17 protein-coding genes are annotated in these 18,139 nt (G+C 68.8%); 8 read left to right on the top strand and 9 right to left on the bottom strand.

The features are described 5' to 3' along the window. Window positions 1-56: 56 nt before the first annotated feature. Window positions 57-2,144: an adenosylcobalamin-dependent ribonucleoside-diphosphate reductase gene (locus ACJ512_RS10830; RefSeq protein WP_407689463.1), complete on the bottom strand. Its 2,088-nt coding sequence runs from the start codon at window positions 2,142-2,144 to the stop codon at window positions 57-59. Window positions 2,145-2,279: 135 nt separating this feature from the next. On the opposite strand from ACJ512_RS10830, the gene ACJ512_RS10825 reads away from it, so the two are divergent. Further along, window positions 2,280-2,711, top strand: a complete 432-nt coding sequence (locus ACJ512_RS10825; RefSeq protein ID WP_407689462.1) for an Hsp20/alpha crystallin family protein — start codon at window positions 2,280-2,282, stop codon at window positions 2,709-2,711. Window positions 2,712-2,771: 60 nt separating this feature from the next. On the opposite strand, the gene ACJ512_RS10820 is transcribed toward ACJ512_RS10825, so the two are convergent. After that, window positions 2,772-3,449 carry an SRPBCC family protein gene (locus tag ACJ512_RS10820; protein WP_407689461.1) on the bottom strand — a complete coding sequence of 226 codons (678 nt, stop codon included), beginning with the start codon at window positions 3,447-3,449 and terminating at the stop codon, window positions 2,772-2,774. 131 nt (window positions 3,450-3,580) lie between these two features. Continuing rightward, window positions 3,581-4,810 (bottom strand): transposase family protein, encoded by a 1,230-nt coding sequence (locus tag ACJ512_RS10815; protein WP_407689821.1) that lies wholly within the window; start codon window positions 4,808-4,810, stop codon window positions 3,581-3,583. A 206-nt stretch (window positions 4,811-5,016) separates the two neighbouring features. Between ACJ512_RS10815 and ACJ512_RS10810 the strand changes: the two genes are divergently transcribed. Together ACJ512_RS10810 and ACJ512_RS10805 are read left to right on the top strand one after the other, a co-directional pair. Beyond that, on the top strand, window positions 5,017-5,295 hold the full coding sequence (locus ACJ512_RS10810) for a hypothetical protein (protein WP_407689483.1): 279 nt from the start codon (window positions 5,017-5,019) through the stop codon (window positions 5,293-5,295). Between the two features lie 70 nt (window positions 5,296-5,365). Then, window positions 5,366-6,733, top strand: a complete 1,368-nt coding sequence (locus ACJ512_RS10805; protein ID WP_407689484.1) for a wax ester/triacylglycerol synthase family O-acyltransferase — start codon at window positions 5,366-5,368, stop codon at window positions 6,731-6,733. Between the two features lie 7 nt (window positions 6,734-6,740). Here the strand turns inward: ACJ512_RS10805 and ACJ512_RS10800 are convergent, their stop codons facing one another. Both ACJ512_RS10800 and ACJ512_RS10795 read right to left on the bottom strand, forming a co-directional pair. Then, window positions 6,741-8,144, bottom strand: coding sequence for a wax ester/triacylglycerol synthase family O-acyltransferase (locus tag ACJ512_RS10800; RefSeq protein WP_407689485.1), 1,404 nt, complete (start codon window positions 8,142-8,144; stop codon window positions 6,741-6,743). Between the two features lie 16 nt (window positions 8,145-8,160). Beyond that, entirely contained in the window at window positions 8,161-9,345 is a 1,185-nt protein-coding gene (locus ACJ512_RS10795) for an alpha/beta hydrolase family protein (RefSeq protein WP_407689486.1), read from the bottom strand. Window positions 9,346-9,596: 251 nt separating this feature from the next. On the opposite strand from ACJ512_RS10795, the gene ACJ512_RS10790 reads away from it, so the two are divergent. Both ACJ512_RS10790 and ACJ512_RS10785 read left to right on the top strand, forming a co-directional pair. Beyond that, window positions 9,597-9,857 carry a hypothetical protein gene (locus ACJ512_RS10790; protein WP_407689487.1) on the top strand — a complete coding sequence of 87 codons (261 nt, stop codon included), beginning with the start codon at window positions 9,597-9,599 and terminating at the stop codon, window positions 9,855-9,857. 304 nt (window positions 9,858-10,161) lie between these two features. Beyond that, window positions 10,162-10,575 carry a hypothetical protein gene (locus ACJ512_RS10785; RefSeq protein ID WP_407689488.1) on the top strand — a complete coding sequence of 138 codons (414 nt, stop codon included), beginning with the start codon at window positions 10,162-10,164 and terminating at the stop codon, window positions 10,573-10,575. On the opposite strand, the gene ACJ512_RS10780 is transcribed toward ACJ512_RS10785, so the two are convergent. From ACJ512_RS10780 to ACJ512_RS10770, 3 genes are read right to left on the bottom strand one after another with little or no spacing between them, the layout of a single operon-like run. Continuing rightward, window positions 10,572-11,141: an AMP-binding protein gene (locus ACJ512_RS10780; protein WP_407689489.1), complete on the bottom strand. Its 570-nt coding sequence runs from the start codon at window positions 11,139-11,141 to the stop codon at window positions 10,572-10,574. The two genes, ACJ512_RS10785 and ACJ512_RS10780, sit on opposite strands and share 4 nt — an antisense overlap. Window positions 11,142-11,165: 24 nt before the next feature. Beyond that, window positions 11,166-11,537, bottom strand: coding sequence for a phosphopantetheine-binding protein (locus tag ACJ512_RS10775; protein ID WP_407689490.1), 372 nt, complete (start codon window positions 11,535-11,537; stop codon window positions 11,166-11,168). Window positions 11,538-11,540: 3 nt separating this feature from the next. Further along, entirely contained in the window at window positions 11,541-12,023 is a 483-nt protein-coding gene (locus ACJ512_RS10770) for a flavodoxin family protein (protein ID WP_407689491.1), read from the bottom strand. A gap of 345 nt (window positions 12,024-12,368) precedes the next feature. Between ACJ512_RS10770 and ACJ512_RS10765 the strand changes: the two genes are divergently transcribed. Beyond that, window positions 12,369-13,637 (top strand): IS110 family RNA-guided transposase, encoded by a 1,269-nt coding sequence (locus ACJ512_RS10765; protein WP_461480087.1) that lies wholly within the window; start codon window positions 12,369-12,371, stop codon window positions 13,635-13,637. 38 nt (window positions 13,638-13,675) lie between these two features. Here the strand turns inward: ACJ512_RS10765 and ACJ512_RS10760 are convergent, their stop codons facing one another. Further along, window positions 13,676-14,713 (bottom strand): GNAT family N-acetyltransferase, encoded by a 1,038-nt coding sequence (locus ACJ512_RS10760; RefSeq protein ID WP_461480052.1) that lies wholly within the window; start codon window positions 14,711-14,713, stop codon window positions 13,676-13,678. A 231-nt stretch (window positions 14,714-14,944) separates the two neighbouring features. On the opposite strand from ACJ512_RS10760, the gene ACJ512_RS10755 reads away from it, so the two are divergent. Together ACJ512_RS10755 and ACJ512_RS10750 are read left to right on the top strand one after the other, a co-directional pair. Next, window positions 14,945-16,786 (top strand): AMP-dependent synthetase/ligase, encoded by a 1,842-nt coding sequence (locus tag ACJ512_RS10755; RefSeq protein ID WP_407689670.1) that lies wholly within the window; start codon window positions 14,945-14,947, stop codon window positions 16,784-16,786. Continuing rightward, entirely contained in the window at window positions 16,783-18,114 is a 1,332-nt protein-coding gene (locus tag ACJ512_RS10750; RefSeq protein ID WP_407689671.1) for a nicotinate phosphoribosyltransferase, read from the top strand. Before ACJ512_RS10755 ends, ACJ512_RS10750 begins: the two co-directional genes overlap by 4 nt. The last annotated feature ends 25 nt before the right edge of the window (window positions 18,115-18,139 follow it).

The following is an 18,139-nucleotide window of genomic DNA, read 5'->3' as shown; positions in this document are numbered from 1 at the left end:
TTGCCGCGACTAGGGTCGTTTGACCCCGCCGGGGCGGCCAATGGGCCCCGCACCGCTCAAAATTGGCAGGTGCGGCCGATGCAGCCGCCGCTGAAGCCGGCATCGGCCGACAGCACCCCCTGATCGGGGGACACGTAGCTGAGGACTTGTTCCCGCCGGCTGCCGTAGCGGTACACGGTGATGCCTTTGACCTTCGCCCTCCAGGCCGCCAGATAGATGTCCCGGACGTCGTCGACGGTCGCGTCGGCCGCCAGGTTGACGGTTTTGGACACCGCGGCGTCGACGTGGCGCTGCACCGCGGCCTGCATGCGCAAATGCCACTCGGGGGCGATCTCGGCCGCGGTCGGGAATGCGGCGCGCACCTCGGCGGGCAGGCGTGAGTCGCCGCGCACACCGCCGGACCGGGCGATCCCGGCGATCAGGTCGTGGTCATAGAAGCCCCGGTCGCGGGCGAGGCGGTCGAAGCACGGGTTGACTTCCAGCAGGCGGCGCCCGAGGACGCTGCGGGTGTAGGCGATGGCGAACATCGGCTCGATGCCCGCGGTGGTGCCGGCGATCAGGGAGATCGTGCCGGTCGGGGCGATGGAGGTGAGCTGGGCGTTGCGGCGCGGCGCCGAGCCGCCGAAGCGGCTCACGCCGAACGCCGGAAATGGTCCGCGCTCCTCGGCCAGCCGCAGCGACGTGGCGTGGGCGACCCGGTTGATGGTGCGGGCGATCCGGCCGGCGAGCCGGACGGCCCGCTCGCTGTCGTACGGGATCTCCAGCGTGGCCAGCGTCTCCGCCAGCCCCATCACCCCCAGCCCGACCTTGCGGGTGGCGCGGGTGGCCGCGTCGAGTTCGGGGATGGGATAGCGGCTGACGTCGATGGCGTCGTCGAGGAACCGCACGGCCAGTTGCGTGACCTCGGCGAGCCGGCCCCAGTCGACGCCGGCCGGGCCAACCATCCGGGTGAGGTTGATCGAGCCCAGGTTGCACGATTCGTAGGGCAGCAGCGGAACTTCCCCGCACGGGTTGGTGGCCTCGATCCGGCCCAGTGCCGGTGTCGGGTTGGCCCGGTTGATCGTGTCGAGGAACACCAATCCCGGGTCGCCGCAGCGGTGCGCGGCCGCACAGATCGCGGTGAACAGGGCGGCGGCCGGCACCCGGGCTGCCGTCTTTCCGGTGCGCGGATTGACCAGCCGGTGCACGCCGTCGCGGACGACCGCGCGCATGAAGCTGTCCGTGACGCCCACCGAGAGGTTGAAATGCGTCAGCTCGCCCTGCGCGGCGGCCTTGGCGCCGACGAAGTCGTAGATGTCGGGGTGGGTGACGTCGAGCACCGCCATCGACGCGCCGCGCCGCCGCCCGCCCATCGAGATGACACCGGCCGCGGTGTCGAACAGCCGCAGAAACGACATCGGTCCGCTGGCCGTCCCGCCGGTGCGGGCCACCCGATCGCCCGCGGGCCGCACGCGGGCGAACGTGTAGCCGATGCCCCCGCCGGCCTGGTGGATTTCCGCGCTGTGCGCCAGCGTCCGAAAGATCGAGCGCAGCGAATCGTCCACGGGCAGAACGAAGCACGCCGAGAGCAAGCCGAGTTCGGTGCCCGCGTTCATCAGGGTGGGCGAGTTCGGCAGGAACTCCAGGCCGCGCAGCGCCGCCGAGAACCGTTCCGCCCAGCGCGCCGAGGTGCCACGGCGATAGTCGTCCTCGGCCGCCGCGACGCACGTGGCGGCCCGGTCCATCATCTCGCCCGTGGATTCGGTCGGCCTGCCGCGGTCGTCCCGGAGCAGATAGCGTTCGCTCAGCACGGTCACCGCGGCCACGCTGAGCTTCAGCTCGTCGCGCACCCCGATCAGCGCCTTGGCGGCGCGCACCTCGGCACGGTGCCGGCGGTAGAGGATGTACGCGCGGGCAACGTCATTCAGACCCGCGGTCGCCAGTTGCCCCTCGACCAGGTCCTGGATCTCCTCGACGGTGGGGATGTCGCCGCGGGGCCGCCGCGACAGCGCGTCGACGACGGATCCGGTGACCGCCCGCGCGGTGCCCGGGTCGCGGTCGCCGACCTCGCGCGCGGCGCGGGCGACCGCCATCTCGATGCGGCAGGGGTCGAAAAGCACCGGACGCCCGTCGCGTCGTCGCACACTCGCCGGCGTTCTGGTCATCACCCGAGTATCCCCTCGTTCGACCGGAATTCGCCGAACCGACGCCTAATGATGACTTCGGTCCCTACCGTGCCGACCGGTGCGGTGGTCGGATCGGAGACGTCATGTCGCCGGACCACACACTAGGAGCAGATGATGACCGGTACCCTTCCCGTGGCGCAGAAGCCGCATTCGCTGTTTCCCGAGATCTCCGACCTGCTGGCGGGGTTCCCGTCCTTCGCCGGGATCCGACCGATGTTCGACACCCGGCTGATGCGGCTCGAGGACGAGATGAAGGACGGCCGCTACGAGGTCCGCGCCGAGATTCCCGGTGTCGACCCGGCCAAGGACGTCGACATCACCGTCCGCGACGGCCAACTCACCATCAAGGCCGAACGCAGTGAGAAGAAGGAATTCGACGGCCGATCGGAATTCTCCTACGGCTCGTTCGTCCGGACCGTGTCGCTGCCGGCCGGCGCCGACGAGGACGACATCAAGGCGTCCTACGACAAGGGCATCCTGAGTGTCTCCGTGGCGGTCCCCAACCCGGCGCCCGCCGAGAAGCACGTCAAGATCGCGACCAAATAGCCATATCCGGACGGGCCCGGGCAGCGGAGCCCGGGTCCGTCACTCCACAACGCCTGTGCGTCAGTTGTTTTCGACGGACGTGCTCGACCGCACCGGGCCGGGCACGGGCAGTCGCTCCACCCTGTGCTTGATGCCCAGCAGCAAGCCCCGCGTGGTAAGCGCGATCAGCGGCCGGACCAGCTCCATGGCGAACACCTCGCCCGGGTGACGCAGCGAGATCCTGGCACGGGTCAGCAGCCGGACACGGTCCTCCCAGTGCGGCTGCAGGTGGAACGACCACACCGCGTTCCACCGCAGCTCCGGCCGGGCGGCATGCAGCACGAGGTACTTCTCCGGCACGATCTCGGAAACGGTCAGCGCCACCCCGTCGGGCAGCCCCATCCAGCCCGCGGGAGCCAGGCGCACGACATCCCCGACGGCACGTCGCTGCCACTCGGGGTGGATGCGGTCGGCGTCCTGATGCTGAAGGCCCAGCATGTCTTTGAGTCCCCCGCAGCCGTAGAAACCGCCCCGGTCCAGACCCATCTGCAACAGCCAGGGCCAGACCGCGGAGGTCGGCGCATCGATGTAGAGCGCCTCGGTGGTCTGGATGGCCGGATCGCCGACCAGGGTGTCGCCCGGCAGCGACATCTGATACTCCGCCTTGGTGGCACCCCAGTTCCGGTAGTACCGTCGCGCCGCGTACAGCAAACCGCTGAGCGCCGCCGCCTGGGCGATTCGTTTCGTCGTGTGGGCCATGGTTCGAGTCTGCGCGCCGGGCCCGGTGATCCGACAGGGTCGATGGTCCTCGCGGCCGCGCCGTTTCGTCCCGCGGATGGTCTTTCCGCGCGCGGCTGGGCAGACGACTTTGGGTCCCCTGTTGCCTCGTGTCAAGATGCGCGCGAGGATTGATTCGTTGCCTCATTCGAGGATGCGCGCGTAACGGGGGCTTTTTTGGCCGGCCCGGCCTTGCTGGTGGTGATCGTGAGTAGCTCTGTGGTCAGGGCCTGGATCTGGCGTTGCACGGCGGCTGGGTTGATGCCGGTGTAGGTGTCGGCGAGGATCGCCTTGTCCTGGGCGCAGACCGCCTCGTGGCGCTCCGCGCGACGATGCGGGGTGGTGGCCTTGTCGTGTTTTTTGCTGACCTTCGCGCCGACACGGGTCTTCGAAACGAGTTTTTGCTGCGGGTAGAAGTAGTTGGTCAGCAGTGACTGCAATACCCAGATCTTGTTGAGCAGCAACAGTTCCGCGGTGGTGTCGTAACGGTGGTAGCCGACCACGGTGCGCACGATCGCCCAGTTCTTCTGCTCCACGTGGCAACCGTCGTTGGAGTTGCCTGGCCGTGAGCGGGTGAAGGTGATCTTCCGCTGCTCGCACCAGGCCAACAGGTGATGATTGATGAACTCACTTCCGTTGTCACTGTCTACGCCCAGGATCGGGAACGGCATGGCCTTCGCGATATCGTCCAACGCCGCGAGCACCCATTTACGGGCCTTGTTGGGCACGCTGCGGTTCTCGGTCCACCCGGTGGCGATGTCGGTGACGGTCAGCGTGTAAGCGTGCTCACCAGCGGCGTTGCCGCCCTCATGGCCGACCAGGTCGATCTCAACGAACCCGGGCACCGCGTCGTCCCAGTCCGCCCAGGTGCGGATCGGGATCTGGGATTTGAGCAGTGATCCCGGCTTGGTATGGCTGCGGCCCTTGAGCTCGTGGCGCTTGCGCTCGGGGGCCAGGCGGCGGTCGATGGTGGCCGCCGACATGCCCACCAGCAGCGCCGCGGTGTCGTCATCGATGATCAGCTCGCCGAACCGGCGCAAGATCGCCACCAACTCGTCGAGCATCGGCGCCAGTCGTTTGCCGGCGGGCATTCCCAGCACCGCCCAGCAGAACGTCAGCGCCGCAATAACTTTCGGCCCATACTTCGGTGGACGCGGCGCCCTGATCTTGACGACCTTCGGGCGCAGTGCATTCTTCAATGCCTTGCGTGCATGGTTGCGGTGCCAGCCGGTGGTAGCACACAACTCATCGAGGATCCGGCCCTTGCCGGCCTTGTCAGCTCGCGCGTAGCGGGTCGCGATCGCCTTCGTCACAGCCTTGCGTTGACTCACCGTCAGTCCCATCCTCTGGGCCTATCCAGCGATACATCTCCGGCCGGGTAGGCGCGCCGCACGCGCGCATTCTCAGCTGAGGCAACGAATGGGTCTACGCGCGCATTTTTGGTGAGTCAACGCGGGTCCTTCCGCCGAGGGGCCCGCGGTGGCACAATGACCCGCGTCTGACGTGACCGGGCAGGGGCGGTCGCGGCTGAACAAAGGAGCAGGCGACTATGGGGGCCCACCCGCCGCTGTTGTTTACCGATTCCGACTTGGACGATCTCGCTTGCGAATTCCTGGGCTCGCGTTATGCCGGACCCGTCTACGCCGACTGGTCGCCCGATCGACGCCTCGATACGTTCCTGCGGCGGCGCGGCCTGGCCCGGGTCGCCGACGACGGCGATCTGTCCGATCTGGTCTTGGACCACATCATGACCCACGTGGGCGTCGGCGCGCCGGCGCGCCGCGTCGCGAAGCCGTCGGAGAGACCGGCCCCACCGCTTGGGGACTAACGGCACTATCGACCCGCGCCGCGCGCGGCGGATAGTGATGCCGATCATCGTGGATCGGGGATGACCGGCAATGGAACAGCTAACGACCATGGAGGCCGGCTTCCTCGAGGCCGAAGACGCCGACCGCCACGTCAGTCTGGCGATCGGCGCGCTGGCCGCGACGCTGTCCGAGCGGATCCGCGACGTCCCACGCTTCCGGCAGCGAGTGCACAAGCGCCCGTTCGAGATCGCGGCGCCGGAATGGGTCGACGACAACGACTTCGACATCGACCACCACTTGCGCTGGACGGCCCTGCCCCAGCCGGGCGACGACGCGGTGTTGTTCCGCACCATCGCCGACCTCATGGAGCGCAGGCTGGATCGCGACCATCCGCCGTGGGAGTGCTGGGTCATCGAGGGCCTCCCGGACGGTCGGTGGGGCGCCCTGATGAAGATCCACCGCTGCGTCGCCGACGGGATCGCCGCGACCCAGATGCTGGCGAGCGTCTGCGACGGCGGGGCGGGTGCGACCTTCGCCAGCGACATCCGCGTCGCCACGGAGCCGCCGCCGTCGATCGCCCTGGCCGCGGGGCTCAGCCGCAACCCGCTGACCTGGGCGGGCGGCCTGTGGCGCGCATCGATGGCCACGACGGGTGTGCTCACCCACACCGCCCTGGGCGCAGCGCAATTCGTCACCGGCCTGCTCACCCCGGCGGCCGGATCCTCGCTGCACGGCTCGCTGGCGGGCATGCGGCGCTACAGCGCGGCCCGCGTGTCGCTCAAGGAGGTCGAGACGGTGTGCCACACGTTCGGCGTGACCCTCAACGACGTGGCGCTCGCGGCGATCACCGACAGCTTTCGCACCACGCTGCTGCGGCGCGGCAAGAAGCCGAGGCGCAACTCGCTGCGCACGCTGATCCCGGTTTCGGTGCGCACGCCGGATGCGATGAACCGCACCGACATCCGGGTGTCCGCGATGCTGCCCTCGTTGCCGGTCGAGCAGCAGGACCCGCTCAAGCGGTTGCGGCTGGTGCACACCCGGCTGGACAGGGTCAAGGCCGGTGGTGAGCGCGAGGCGGCGAATGCCTTTGTGGCATTGACCGATCACGTTCCCTTCGTGGTGAGCGCGTGGATGGTTCGGCTGCTGACGCGGCTGCCGCAGCGCAGCATCGTCACGCTGGCCAGCAACGTGCCGGGCCCCCGCCAGCGGCTCCAGGTGCTGGGGCACCCGATCGAACAATTGCTGCCGGTGCCGCCGATCGCGATGCAGCTGCGCACCGTCATCAGCATGCTCAGCTATGTCGACGAACTGGCGTTCGGCATCACCGCCGACTACGACGCCGTACCCGACGTCGACGAGCTCGCCAGCGGCATCGAACTCGGCGTCGCGCGCCTGGTCACCCGCGCCCTCTCGCGGAAGCCGGCGGGCGCCAGGCAAAGCCACCGCGTCGCCAACTAGGCAGGGTTCAGGCGCCCACGCCCAGGCCGGATTCGAGTTCGGCCAGCGACCGTTCGGTCATCGGGATCAGCGCCTCGACGTCGGGGACCACGTCGCGGCCGGCCGCGTAGCCGAACCCGATCCGCCCGGCGTACGAGCACGTCGTCACGTTGAGCCCCAACCCGTCGAAAACCGTCGAGACTGGGTAAATCTCCTCGACATGCGCTCCATTCCAATACATTTCGCGCTCCGGCCCGGGCACGTGCGAGATGGGCAGGTTGAATCCGGTGCGAAGCTTCTGGGTGAGCGGCAGCAGCGGCGGGACCACCGTGGCGGCGATGCTGCCCGCCGTCGTCAGCAGCGACGCGGCCGCCCCGCGCTTGGCCACCCAGCGCTTCCCCTCCGCCATCGACCTACTGATCAACGCCAGGCGTGCCACCGGGTCCTCGACGTCGGTGCCGAGCGGACACGGCCAGAGGCCGAACCTGTTGCCGTGCCGGTCATCTGCCGCAGCACCGCCATGGTCGCGCACCGTGATCGGGCAGGCCGCCACCAGGGAGCGCCCCGGTAGTTCACCGCGGTCACCCAGCCAGCGGCGCACGGCCCCGGCCACCAGAGCGGTCACCACGTCGTTACCCGTCACCCCCGCCGCCTGTTGAACCGCCCGGATCCGATCCCTGGACCAGGTGGACGCGGAGACGGCGCGCTGCGGGCCGAGGCGGCCGTTGAAGCGGGTATAGGGCGCCCCGAAGGGCAGCACGGTGGTGTGTCCGACCAGGCTGTCGAACACGGCCGACAGTTCGCCGCCGAGCACGCCGCCGATCAGCGCGGCCCCCGACGCCGCCGCGCCGGCCAGCGCCCGAACCGGCGCGGCCACGCGAGGCAGCAGTCCGGGCGCCGGGCGCGGCGGGGATTCGGGACGGCGATCCGCGTAGAAGTGCGGCATCGACCGGCGTTGCGCGTCGGCGCTCAGCGCGTCGGCGATCATCTGGAGGCCGACCACACCGTCGACCACGGCGTGATGCACCTTGATGTAGAAGGCGAACCTGCCCCCGGGGAGGCCGTCGATCAGGTAGGACATCCACATCGGTCCGGACCGGTCGAGGCGTTCGGCGTGCAGTTCGCCGATCATCCGCCAGAACTCCTCGTGGCCACCGGAAACGGTACGGCGCTGCAGGTGCCGGCCCATGTCGACGACCTCGTCGGCGCGCCACACCCACAGCCCGCCGGTGTCCACGCCGCGGTGCGGGTACCGGCGAAGCCGCGGATCGACCGGATGGTTCACGGCCAGACCCTCGCGATGCAGCCCGTCGACGTAGCCGGGGCCGGCTTCGGCCGGGGGCGACAGGATCAGCACCACACCTGCGTGCATCGGGTTGGACACCACCTCGGCGGTCATCATCGCCGCGGCCAGTGGGTCAAGTGGGGTCATTCGTCCGACCCGGCGGCTAGGCGGGGCGCCGGCGCTGCGTCGACGGACCGTCCAGCAGCCCCGACTGCTGCAGCGCGTCCCAGACGAACCGCTGCACCGGATGCGAACGGAAGAATCCGGTGTGACCGCCCGGGTACCAGACGATTTCGGGCTTACCCCAGTGTTCCCACAGCCGGACCACCTGCTCGCGGGGATGCACGACCCGGTCGGCGATTCCCGCGTAGATGAACCGGCCCGGCTTGGGCACCAGCGGAGTGAGCGACAGGGGCGAGGTCATCCGGCCGATGGGGGCGGCCATCTCCATGGTGCGGCAGCGCGGATCATCCTTGCTCAAGCCGGAGTGGCGCCCTAGCACCTCGACCAGGTTGGCCACCGGGACCCCGAGGATCGCGCAGGTGAGGCCCTTTTCGAGGCTGGCGACCAGCGACGCGATGTAGCCGCCGAGCGAGAGGCTGTTCAGCCCGATCGGCGAGTCGGGCTCCTGCATCCGGATCCAGGACAACAGCCGGCGGATGTCCCAGACCGCCTGCGCCGTCGCGTGCACGTTGTCGAGCACGTCCTCCCCCGGGAAGATCGCGCCTCTCGGCAGGCCGCGCGCCCGGGGACCGTGCATCGGGAGGACGGGCATCACGACGTTCAGGCCGAGCTCGTCGTGCAGTTTCCAGGATCGGAACAGGGCGACATCGAGTGGCGCGCGCCCCATCTCGGTGCCGTGCACGCACACCAGCCAGGGCCGGGGTTCGGGATGACGCAGCAGCAGCGCGTACTCGCGGTCGTTCGCCGAGTACCCCGCCCACCGCTGTGCACCCGGCTCGCCGGCCCGCGGTGCGTATCCGCTGTCGAAATAGAGGCGATAGAAGGATCTCCTGCGGTCCTTGACCTTTCGCACCGTGACGTCGGACAGCGGAGGTGGTTTGGCGAAGAAGCCCTTCGGCTTCTCCAACCACTCCTTGGCGCCGTAGAACTCCAGCCCCGCGGCCACCTCGCCGGTGATGCGCTCGAAAACCTGCGGTTTGCTGACCGGGCGGCGGGCCCGCAGGCCCATCAGCACGATCTCGTCCCGAAACGCCTGCGCGGTCAGGGCCAGCGTGGGGCGCGCGATCGGCAGCTCGTCGGAGGCCGGACCGAAGAAGTCGCGCCACGACTGGGCCAGATACATGCCCGTGTGCGTGAGCGGTGCGACGGCGCCGGGTAGAGCCATGGCGGCAAAGCTAACGCCACCTGAGGAGGCCGGGTTAGGGTCTTACGTCCCGCCTGCAGCCGCGAAAGTCCCTGCCTGCCAGAAGCAGGGCCGCGACGGCGATGTGCGACGGGCCGCGCCTGACAGAGGACTTTTGTCACTCGTGCCGGCCAGCCGGCGGTCGTACCGTCGGAGCCGTCGGCAGCAAAGCCGAAGTCCGCTGCGGCAACGGCGCCGGCAGCCAGGAGTATTGGACCGTTGAGGAGTTCGACATGACACAGACCCCGGAGAAGTCCGAACCGCGCTGGGCCGAAGTTTCCGACGACGTGCTGGAATCGCTCGAGGCCGGCCGCAAGCAGGCCATCGAGGCGGTCCGCAGGTTCGTGGACCAGATCAGCCCGGTGCTGCCCGAGCAGTCGCGGCGCAAGACCGTCATCGACGCCGCCCTGAACCTGGCCGAGGAGCTGGGCACCGCGCGGATCGAGTTCATCCGCAGCGTGGTGCACAGCGCCAGCGAGGCGGTGAGCAAATAGCAGTCCTCTCGTTCGACGGCCGGTGGCCGGGCCAGCATCGCCCGGCCACCGGCCTCCGCCGCATCGAGGGCCAGCCGCCGATCGACTGCCGGTCGTCGCCCCGTTTCGGGCCGTGTGCCAGGCCCGCGATCCCGCGGTTCGCGCGAGCCGCCCTCAGCTAACATCGCCGTTTTCACGTCATTGCGGACGAAATCGGCTGGTCGCGCAAAACCACGGTACGGTAACAAGTTTCGCCGCAGAATTTTTCCGGCCGAAAATGCCAGCTTTTTGCGCACAACGTAGCTACAGTTTACTCACCGGTAGAGTGAAGCAATGCACCCACACGAGCAGCTTTTTGCGTGGCGTGGTTGATCTCTTCGGGGGGAATGTCCTGTTCGATTCAGGAAAGGGCAAGCCGATGAGTTTCTTGCCGGATCCACCGGGAATCCATTCGTCCAAGCTGACAATGACCCGGAACGACTTCGAGATCGCCGTCGGGGAGGCTGCGCAGAACGCGGTGTGGAACACGCCGCATCCGCTGACCCACCACCTGGCGGAGGACGACCCGCGCCGGGTCCAGTACCTGCGGGAATACCAGCAGTCGGTCGGTTGCCAGGTGATTGCGGCGATAGTCGCGCTGCGTGCGGCAACGTGCCGTAACAAGCGCAGGCAAGGCGTCCGCCCAGCCCTGATGGACCCCGCCGAGGCGGTGCGCGCCTATCGGGATTCGCGCTCTTAGCAATTCGCGCGCGACGTCATTCGACGTCCGGCTCGCCCGACATCTGCAGGACGGCGGCGCGCGCGGCCCGTTGCAGGCCGACGGCCGCAGGCCAGTCGGGGCCCGCCGCCCGGATCGGCTCGCCGATCGCGACGTCGACGGCTCCCCGCCGCGGAAAGTGGTGCTCCGGGCGCAGAATCGCTCGGGTGCCGCGGATCGCCATCGGGACGACGGGCACCCCGGTTTCGGCGGATCTCCTCGTCGCGGATCTTGTTCAGGCACAGTTCGTAGCCGAAATTGGGGCCGGCCGACATGGTCGCCCGGTTGGCGTGGATGGCCCACAGCCAGCGAGAGGGGCGGATCACAAACGACTGCGGGCTCATCACCACCAGCGGGACACCGAAGTACATGCAGTCGAGCCAGGCGCCGATCAGGCCCATGTCGTGGTAGAGCGGCAGCCAACTGACGAACCTGTCCGACGTGGTCGCGCCCGCGGCCTGACCCATGGCCCGGATGTTGGCGAGCAGGTTCCGGTGCGTCAGCGCGACGCCCTTGGGCTGCCCGGTGCTGCCCGAGGTGTACTGCACCAGCGCCAGGTCGTCGGTTCGCGGTCACGGCAGGGTGTCTTCGCTTGCGGCCATGAGTGTTTCGGGCACGACCACATGGCGCATGCTGGCGACGTTGGCGCGCAGCAGGTGGCCGAGGGTGAGGGCCTCCGGCACGGTGACCAGCATCGCGGCCCGGGCGTTCGCGAGGATGCCGGTCGTGCGGCGCAGGTGGTCGGCCAGCAGGTGCTCCGGCAGGGCGACCCCGAACGTGTCTTGGATGCGCAGCAACAGCTCGCCGAGCTCGAGGCTGCCGATGCCCAGGTTCTCGAACGAGCTGTCCAGGGTGACCGTCGGCGCCGCGGCATGCGGATGGACCTCGGTGACCAGGCCGCGTACCAGGGCCAGGACCGGAGCGGCGCGCCCGTCGGCCTTCATCGGTCAAGAGGCGGTCGGGGAGCCCGCGACTCGTTTGTGCAGACGCTCCGCGAACTCCGCGGCCCGGTCGAGGTCGCGCTCGTCCGGCCGTCCCCTGTTGATGCCGCCGATGAGCCCGAACGGCCCCACCGTGTCGAACCCGCGACAGGAGAACGAATCGAGCACCTCAAAGCCCTTCGCGGCGAGCGGCTTTCGCAGCAGCTTCGGATAACCCAGCAGCGGGATCTCACGCGCGCCGCTGGTGAAGAAGGTGAACGCGCGGACACCATCGACGTGCGGGAGGCGACGTATCAGGTTGCGTAGCCGCGCATCGAAGGCCATGTAGTAGATGCCGGACCCGAACCCGACGAGGTCGTAGTCGCGGAACTTCGCGGGGTCGGCCGACTCCGGCTCGACGACCTCGGCGCCGAGCGCCTCGGCGATCCGGTCGGCGACCCGCCGGGTGTTGCCGTGCGATTTCGAGACGCAGACGATGAGCGACTTCATCGCCCACACTCTGCGCCGCAGCGGCGCAATCCGGAAAGGGCGCAAAGGCACCTTGACGCCGGGGCATTGGTCCCTTGGCGGCACCCAGTCGAACGCGGCATCTAGCCAAATTGACCTTGTGGTCGCCCGTTCCGGGGTGAAAATGGTGTGGTGGTCGCCTTGCGACGCCGTCGCTCTATGGTCCTTGCAGGCCGTCGTCTAGCCGGGTGCTGGGATCGCGTTGTGGGCCCTTCATTGTTGCCGCTTGTTCGAGCACGAGGATTAGATTCTGTTGTTGGCCTTGCGATTCCACGGGCGACCACACCCTTAGATATAGATCGGTGTGGAGACGGGAGGTCAGTGGCGGTGTTGCAGGAGTCCCATGATGACGAACAGATCATCGCCAGGGTCGCGGCCCTGGATATCGGCAAGGCCGAACTGGTGTGCTGTGTGCGTGTTCCTGCGCCCGACAGCGCGCGCAAACGGTTGCAGGAGGTGTCGACGCAGTCGACGATGACCGGCTCGCTGATCGAGTTGGCCAACCGACTGGTCGAGTTACGGGTCGAGCGGGTGGTGATGGAAGCCACCTCGGATTACTGGAAACCGGTGTTCTACCTGCTGGAGGCCCACGGGCTGGATCCGTGGCTGGTCAACGCCCGCGATGTCAAACATCTCCCGGGCCGACCCAAGACCGATGTGCTGGATGCGGTGTGGTTGTGCAAGGTGGCCGAACGCCAGATGCTGCGGCCCAGCTTTGTGCCACCCCCACCGATCCGGCGGTTGCGGGATCTGACCCGCTACCGCATCGACCTGGTCGGGGTGCGCACCGCGGAGAAGAACCGGGTCGAAAAGCTGCTCGAGGACGCCTGCATCAAGCTCTCGGTGGTGGCCTCCGATATTTTCGGGGTGTCCGGGCGCGCGATGATGGCGGCGTTGATCTCCGGCGAACGCGACCCCAAGGTACTCGCGCAGATGGCGCGGTCTCGGATGCGGACCAAGATCGGCCGGCTCGAGGACGCGTTCAACGGCCACTTCGACGCCCATCACGGGTTCCTGCTGGCGCGGATGTTGGACCGCATCGACGGTATCGACGCCGACATCGCCGCCCTCGACGAACAAATCGAGGCCTATCTGGCCCCTTTCGCCGCGGCGGCGACACGCCTGGATGAAATCCCCGGCATCGGGCCCATCGCCGCCGCGATCATCCTCGCCGAAATCGGCACCGACATGTCGCGCTTCCCCACCGCCGGGCACCTGTGTTCATGGGCGAAGTTCTCACCGGGGATCAACTCCTCGGCAGGCAAAACCAAGGGCAACGGCTCGACCGGGCACGGTAATCGCTACCTGGCGCGGGTCCTGGGCGAGGCCGCCGTGGTGGCCGGGCGCACCGACACCTTCCTGGGCGAACGCTACCGGCGCATCGCCCGCCGACGAGGCAAGAAACGCGCCATCGTCGCCGTCGGCCGCTCCATCCTCGTCATCGTCTGGCACCTCCTGGCCGACCAGGACACCCACTTCACCGATCTCGGCGCCGATCACTTCACCAAACACACAAACCCAGAGGTCAAAAAACGCAACCACATCCGCCAACTCGAAGCACTCGGCTACACCGTCACCCTCACCCCCGCAGCCTGACCACACCCGTATCGAGTCAGCTCACCGCCATTTTCGGATTAGTCGAACGCGTGGATCACCTGGCGGGCCACGCGCTGGATCCGCCGGCACATCTCGGGGTCCAGGGCCACGTCGGCATCGGCGGGGATCTCTCCCGTCGTCGTGACCACCCCGGGCTCCTCGCGCTGCCAGCGGGCGTTCACCTTGTCGCCCAGCGCGCGAGCGGGCGGGTTGTCCGACAAAACGCGGGCGTGGAACCGCTCGATCCCGTCGGTGCGCGCGGCCAGCGCCAGCGCCCCCAGCAGCAGCGTGCCGACGCCGCGGCCCTGGTAGGCGTCGGCCACGGTGAGCGCGACCTCGGCCGAGCCGGTGTCGTCCTCGTCGCGAATGAAGCGCGCGTCGGCAATGACGGGCCCCTGCGGCCCGTCGGTGAGGACCCAGACGAAGTGGTCGACGTAGTCGACCTCGAACAGGTAGGCCAGCCGGGCGTCGGTCGGAGCACCGCCCTGGTAGCGGCGGTAGAGTGTCTGCCGCGAGAAGGAACCGTCGCTCTTGAAACGCTCGGCGTCGCCGGGCAGGACCGGGCGCAGCAGCAGCGCGGCGCCGTCGGTGGTCGTCACCGGGATCGGGGTGATGTAGGCGGCCAGTCGCTGCCGCGCGGTGCGAACCATCCGTTCGGCCACGACCGGCATGGCCAGCATGCAGTCGAAGGCGCCGTCGTATCCGGTGTAGCCGCGGACGTCGTCGATCGCCCTCACCGTCGCCGTTCTGGGTTGGTCTCGCAGCAGGGCGATTTCGCCGACGATCGTGCCCGGGGCGAGCTCGGTTCCGGCGATCTCACCGTCCGGGCCGAGGTGGCTGACCGCGACGCGGCCCGAGGTGATGATCACAAAGGACGTCGCCCGCTCCCCCTGCCGCATCAGGACCTCGCCCGGGACCGCGTGCAGCGGCGCCAGGTTGGCGGCCAGCGTCGCAAGATCGTTCGCCGGGATGGCGGCGAAGACGTCCAGTGCGGCCAACTCCTCGGCGCAGACGGCGCTCGCCGCGACCCGCTCGGCGGCCACCGCCGGCCGTGATCGGCTGCCGCGGCGCGTCATGTCACCGACTCGGGTACCTGGTCACGGGCTGTACGCTACGCGAGCGGCGCGCCCGGTGCCGGGGCAATTGGCCGACGGGCGCGGTGACAAAAGGCCTTATCGGGGGCCGGCGGCCGGCCAACGGCGATCGGGTGACTTTCGTCTCTATCCCCGCGGCCGGGATCACCGCAGGATCGGGGTTACCGATAACGCAACCCGAGCTATTCGGCACGGCATCAATGGATTACGGACATGAAAACACCACTCGCCTCGCTGGAGAGGCCGGACTTCACCAAGATCGACAATCGCGCGCCCTCGGTGGCACAGATGTTCCTCGACCGCGTCGCCGCCACCCCGCACGCGGAAGCCTTCCGGTACCCGCAGGACCACAGCTGGGACAGCGTCACCTGGCAGCAGGTCGGCGAACGCGTCGCCAACATCGCCGGCGGGCTGATCGCGCTGGGGATCGCCCCGGAGGACCGGGTGGCGCTCGCGTCGTCGACGCGCTACGAGTGGGTGCTCGTCGATTTCGCCGTGATGTGCGCGGGCGCCGCGACCACCACGGTGTATCCGACGACGAACGCCGCCGACGTCGCCTACATCGTCGCCAATTCGGGCAGCCGCGTCGTCGTCGCCGAGGACCAGGGCCAGCTCGACAAGCTACTCGAGCGCCGCGCCGAACTGCCCGACGTGAGCAAGGTGGTGCTCATCGACGGCAACGGCGACGGCGACTGGGTGATCACCCTGGCCGAATTGGAGCAGCTGGGCAAGCAATTGCTCGCCGACTCCCCCGACGCCATCCGGGAGCGGGTCGCGGCGATCGGCCCGGACCAGCTCGCCAGCCTGATCTACACGTCCGGTACCACCGGGCGGCCCAAAGGCGTGCGGCTGACCCACGGGGCGTGGACCTACACCGCCGCGGCCATCGACGCGCTGAACATCCTCGGGCCCGACGACCTGAACTTCCTGTGGCTGCCACTGGCCCACGCGTTCGGCAAGGTGATGCTGGCGTTGCCGCTGCAGATCGGTTTCCCTACGGCGATCGACGGCCGGGTCGAGAGGATCGTCGACAACCTCGCGGCCCTGCGGCCGACCATCATGGGCGCGGCGCCGCGCATCTTCGAAAAGGCCCACGCTCGCGTCGAGGGGATGGTCGCCGAGCGGGGACTGCTCACGAAGAAGATGTTCGACTGGGCGATCGGGGTCGGCAGGAACATGTCCGAGGCCCGGGAGGCCGGCAGAAAGCCGTCGCTGGTGTCCTCGCTGGCCTACAAGGTCGCCGACCGCCTGGTGCTGGACACCATCCGGCAGCGCTTCGGCGGCCGGTTGCGGTTCTTCGTCTCGGCGGCCGCCGCCCTGGACCGCGACGTCGCGCGGTGGTTCGACGCCGTCGGGATCGTGGTGCTCGAGGGATACGGGCTGACCGAGACCGCGGCCGCGTCGTTCATCAACCGCCCCCACGCCTACCGGTTCGGGACGGTCGGCTGGCCGTTCCCGGCGACCGAGGTGCGGATCGCCGACGACGGCGAGATCCTGCTGCGGGGGCCGGGGCTGATGACCGCCTACCACGACCTGCCGGACGCCACCGCCGAAGCGCTCGACGCCGACGGCTGGTTCCACACCGGTGACGTCGGGGAGATCGACGCGGACGGGTTCCTGCGGATCACCGACCGCAAAAAGGACATGTTCAAGACCTCGCAGGGCAAATACGTTGCGCCGTCGGCGATCGACGCGAAGTTCAAGGGCCTGTGCCCGTATGCCAGCGAGCTGCTCGTGTACGGGGAGGGCAAGCCGTATTGCGTGGGGCTGGTCAGCCTCGACGGCGAGGCGATCGCGGACTGGGCCGCGCAGAACGGCATGGCGGGCAAGTCTTTTGCCGAGATCGCGCACGACGAGAGGACGCGGGAGCTGATCGCGGGATACGTCGACGCGCTCAACCGGGAGTTGAACCGCTGGGAACAGATCAAGAAGTTCACGATCGCCGACCACGAGCTCTCGGTCGAGTCCGGTGACCTGACACCGAGCCTGAAGCTGCGCCGGAAGGTTGTCGTCGAGAAGTTCGCGGACCGGCTGTCGGCGCTCTACGAGCAATGACCCCCGGGGCCCTGTTCACCGACCTCTACGAGGTCACGATGGCGCAGGCCTATCTGGCCCGGGGCATGTCGGGAACGGCGGTGTTCGAGACGTTCTTCCGCAAGCTTCCCGAGACCCGGTCCTATGTCATGGCCGCCGGATTGTCCGACGTACTCGCCTATTTGGAGACACTGCACTTCACCCGTGCCGACGTCGACTACCTGCGCGGACTGGGTTTGTTCACCGACGAGTTCCTGCGGGCGCTCGCCACGGTGCGCTTCACCGGAGACGTGTGGGCGGTGCCGGAGGGCACGGTCGTCTTTCCCGACGAGCCGATCGTGCAGGTGATCGCGCCGATCCTTGAGGCCCAGCTCGCCGAGACGTTCGTGGTGAACCAGATTCATTTGCAGAGCGTGCTGGCCAGCAAGGCCGCCCGCGTGGTCGACGCCGCGCGCGGCCGCGCGGTGGTGGACTTCGGGGCGCGCCGCGCGCACGGCACCGACGCGGCGGTCAAGGGCGCGCGGGCCGGCTACCTCGCCGGCCTGGCGGGCACCTCGAACCTGCTCGCCGCCCGCGAGTACGGGATTCCCGCCTTCGGCACGATGGCGCACAGCTTCGTGCAGGCCTTCGACAACGAACTCGACGCGTTCGACGTTTTCGCCCGGATCTACCCCGGCACCGCGTTGCTCGTCGACACCTTCGACACGCTGCGCGGCGTCGATCTCGTCATCGAATTGGCCGGTCGCGGCGCGGGTGTCGACGTGGCGGCGATCCGGCTCGACTCCGGGGACCTCGGCACGCTGGCGAAGGCGGCCCGGGCCAAGCTCGACGCCGCGGGGCTGAACCGGATCGAGATCTTCGCCTCGTCGGGTCTCGACGAGTACCGTATCGCCGCGCTCGTGGCCGACGGGTCCCCGATCGACGCGTTCGCCGTCGGCACCAAAGTCGTTGTCTCCCAAGATGCACCCGCCCTGGACATGGCATACAAACTGGTGGAGTACGACGGCACCGGACGGACCAAGTTCTCCAGCGGCAAGGTGATCTACCCGGGCCGCAAACAGGTGCTGCGGCGGCTGGCGGACGGCGTGTTCGCCGGCGACACGATCGCCCGGCCCGGCGAAGACTTCGACGGCGAACCGCTGCTGGTGCCCGTCATGAAGGACGGCCGGCGCCTGCCGCGGCACGATTCGAGCCTGGCGCAGTCGCGTGAGCGGGCGCGCCGGCAGATCGACCGGCTGCCGCCCGCGCTCCGCGCCCTGGACGCCGGCGAGCGGACCTACCCCGTGCAGGTCAGCCCGAGCATCACCCGCGAGCTCGACGCGTTGCGGCACGCCCGGCAGGCGCGATGACCTTAGCCTGAATCCGTGGATGGGC

Source organism: Mycobacterium cajalii (genome assembly GCF_045809005.2).
GTDB lineage: Bacteria > Actinomycetota > Actinomycetes > Mycobacteriales > Mycobacteriaceae > Mycobacterium.
The sequence above is the reverse complement of the archived record's forward strand: the minus strand, read 5'-3'. Positions and strand labels throughout refer to the sequence as shown.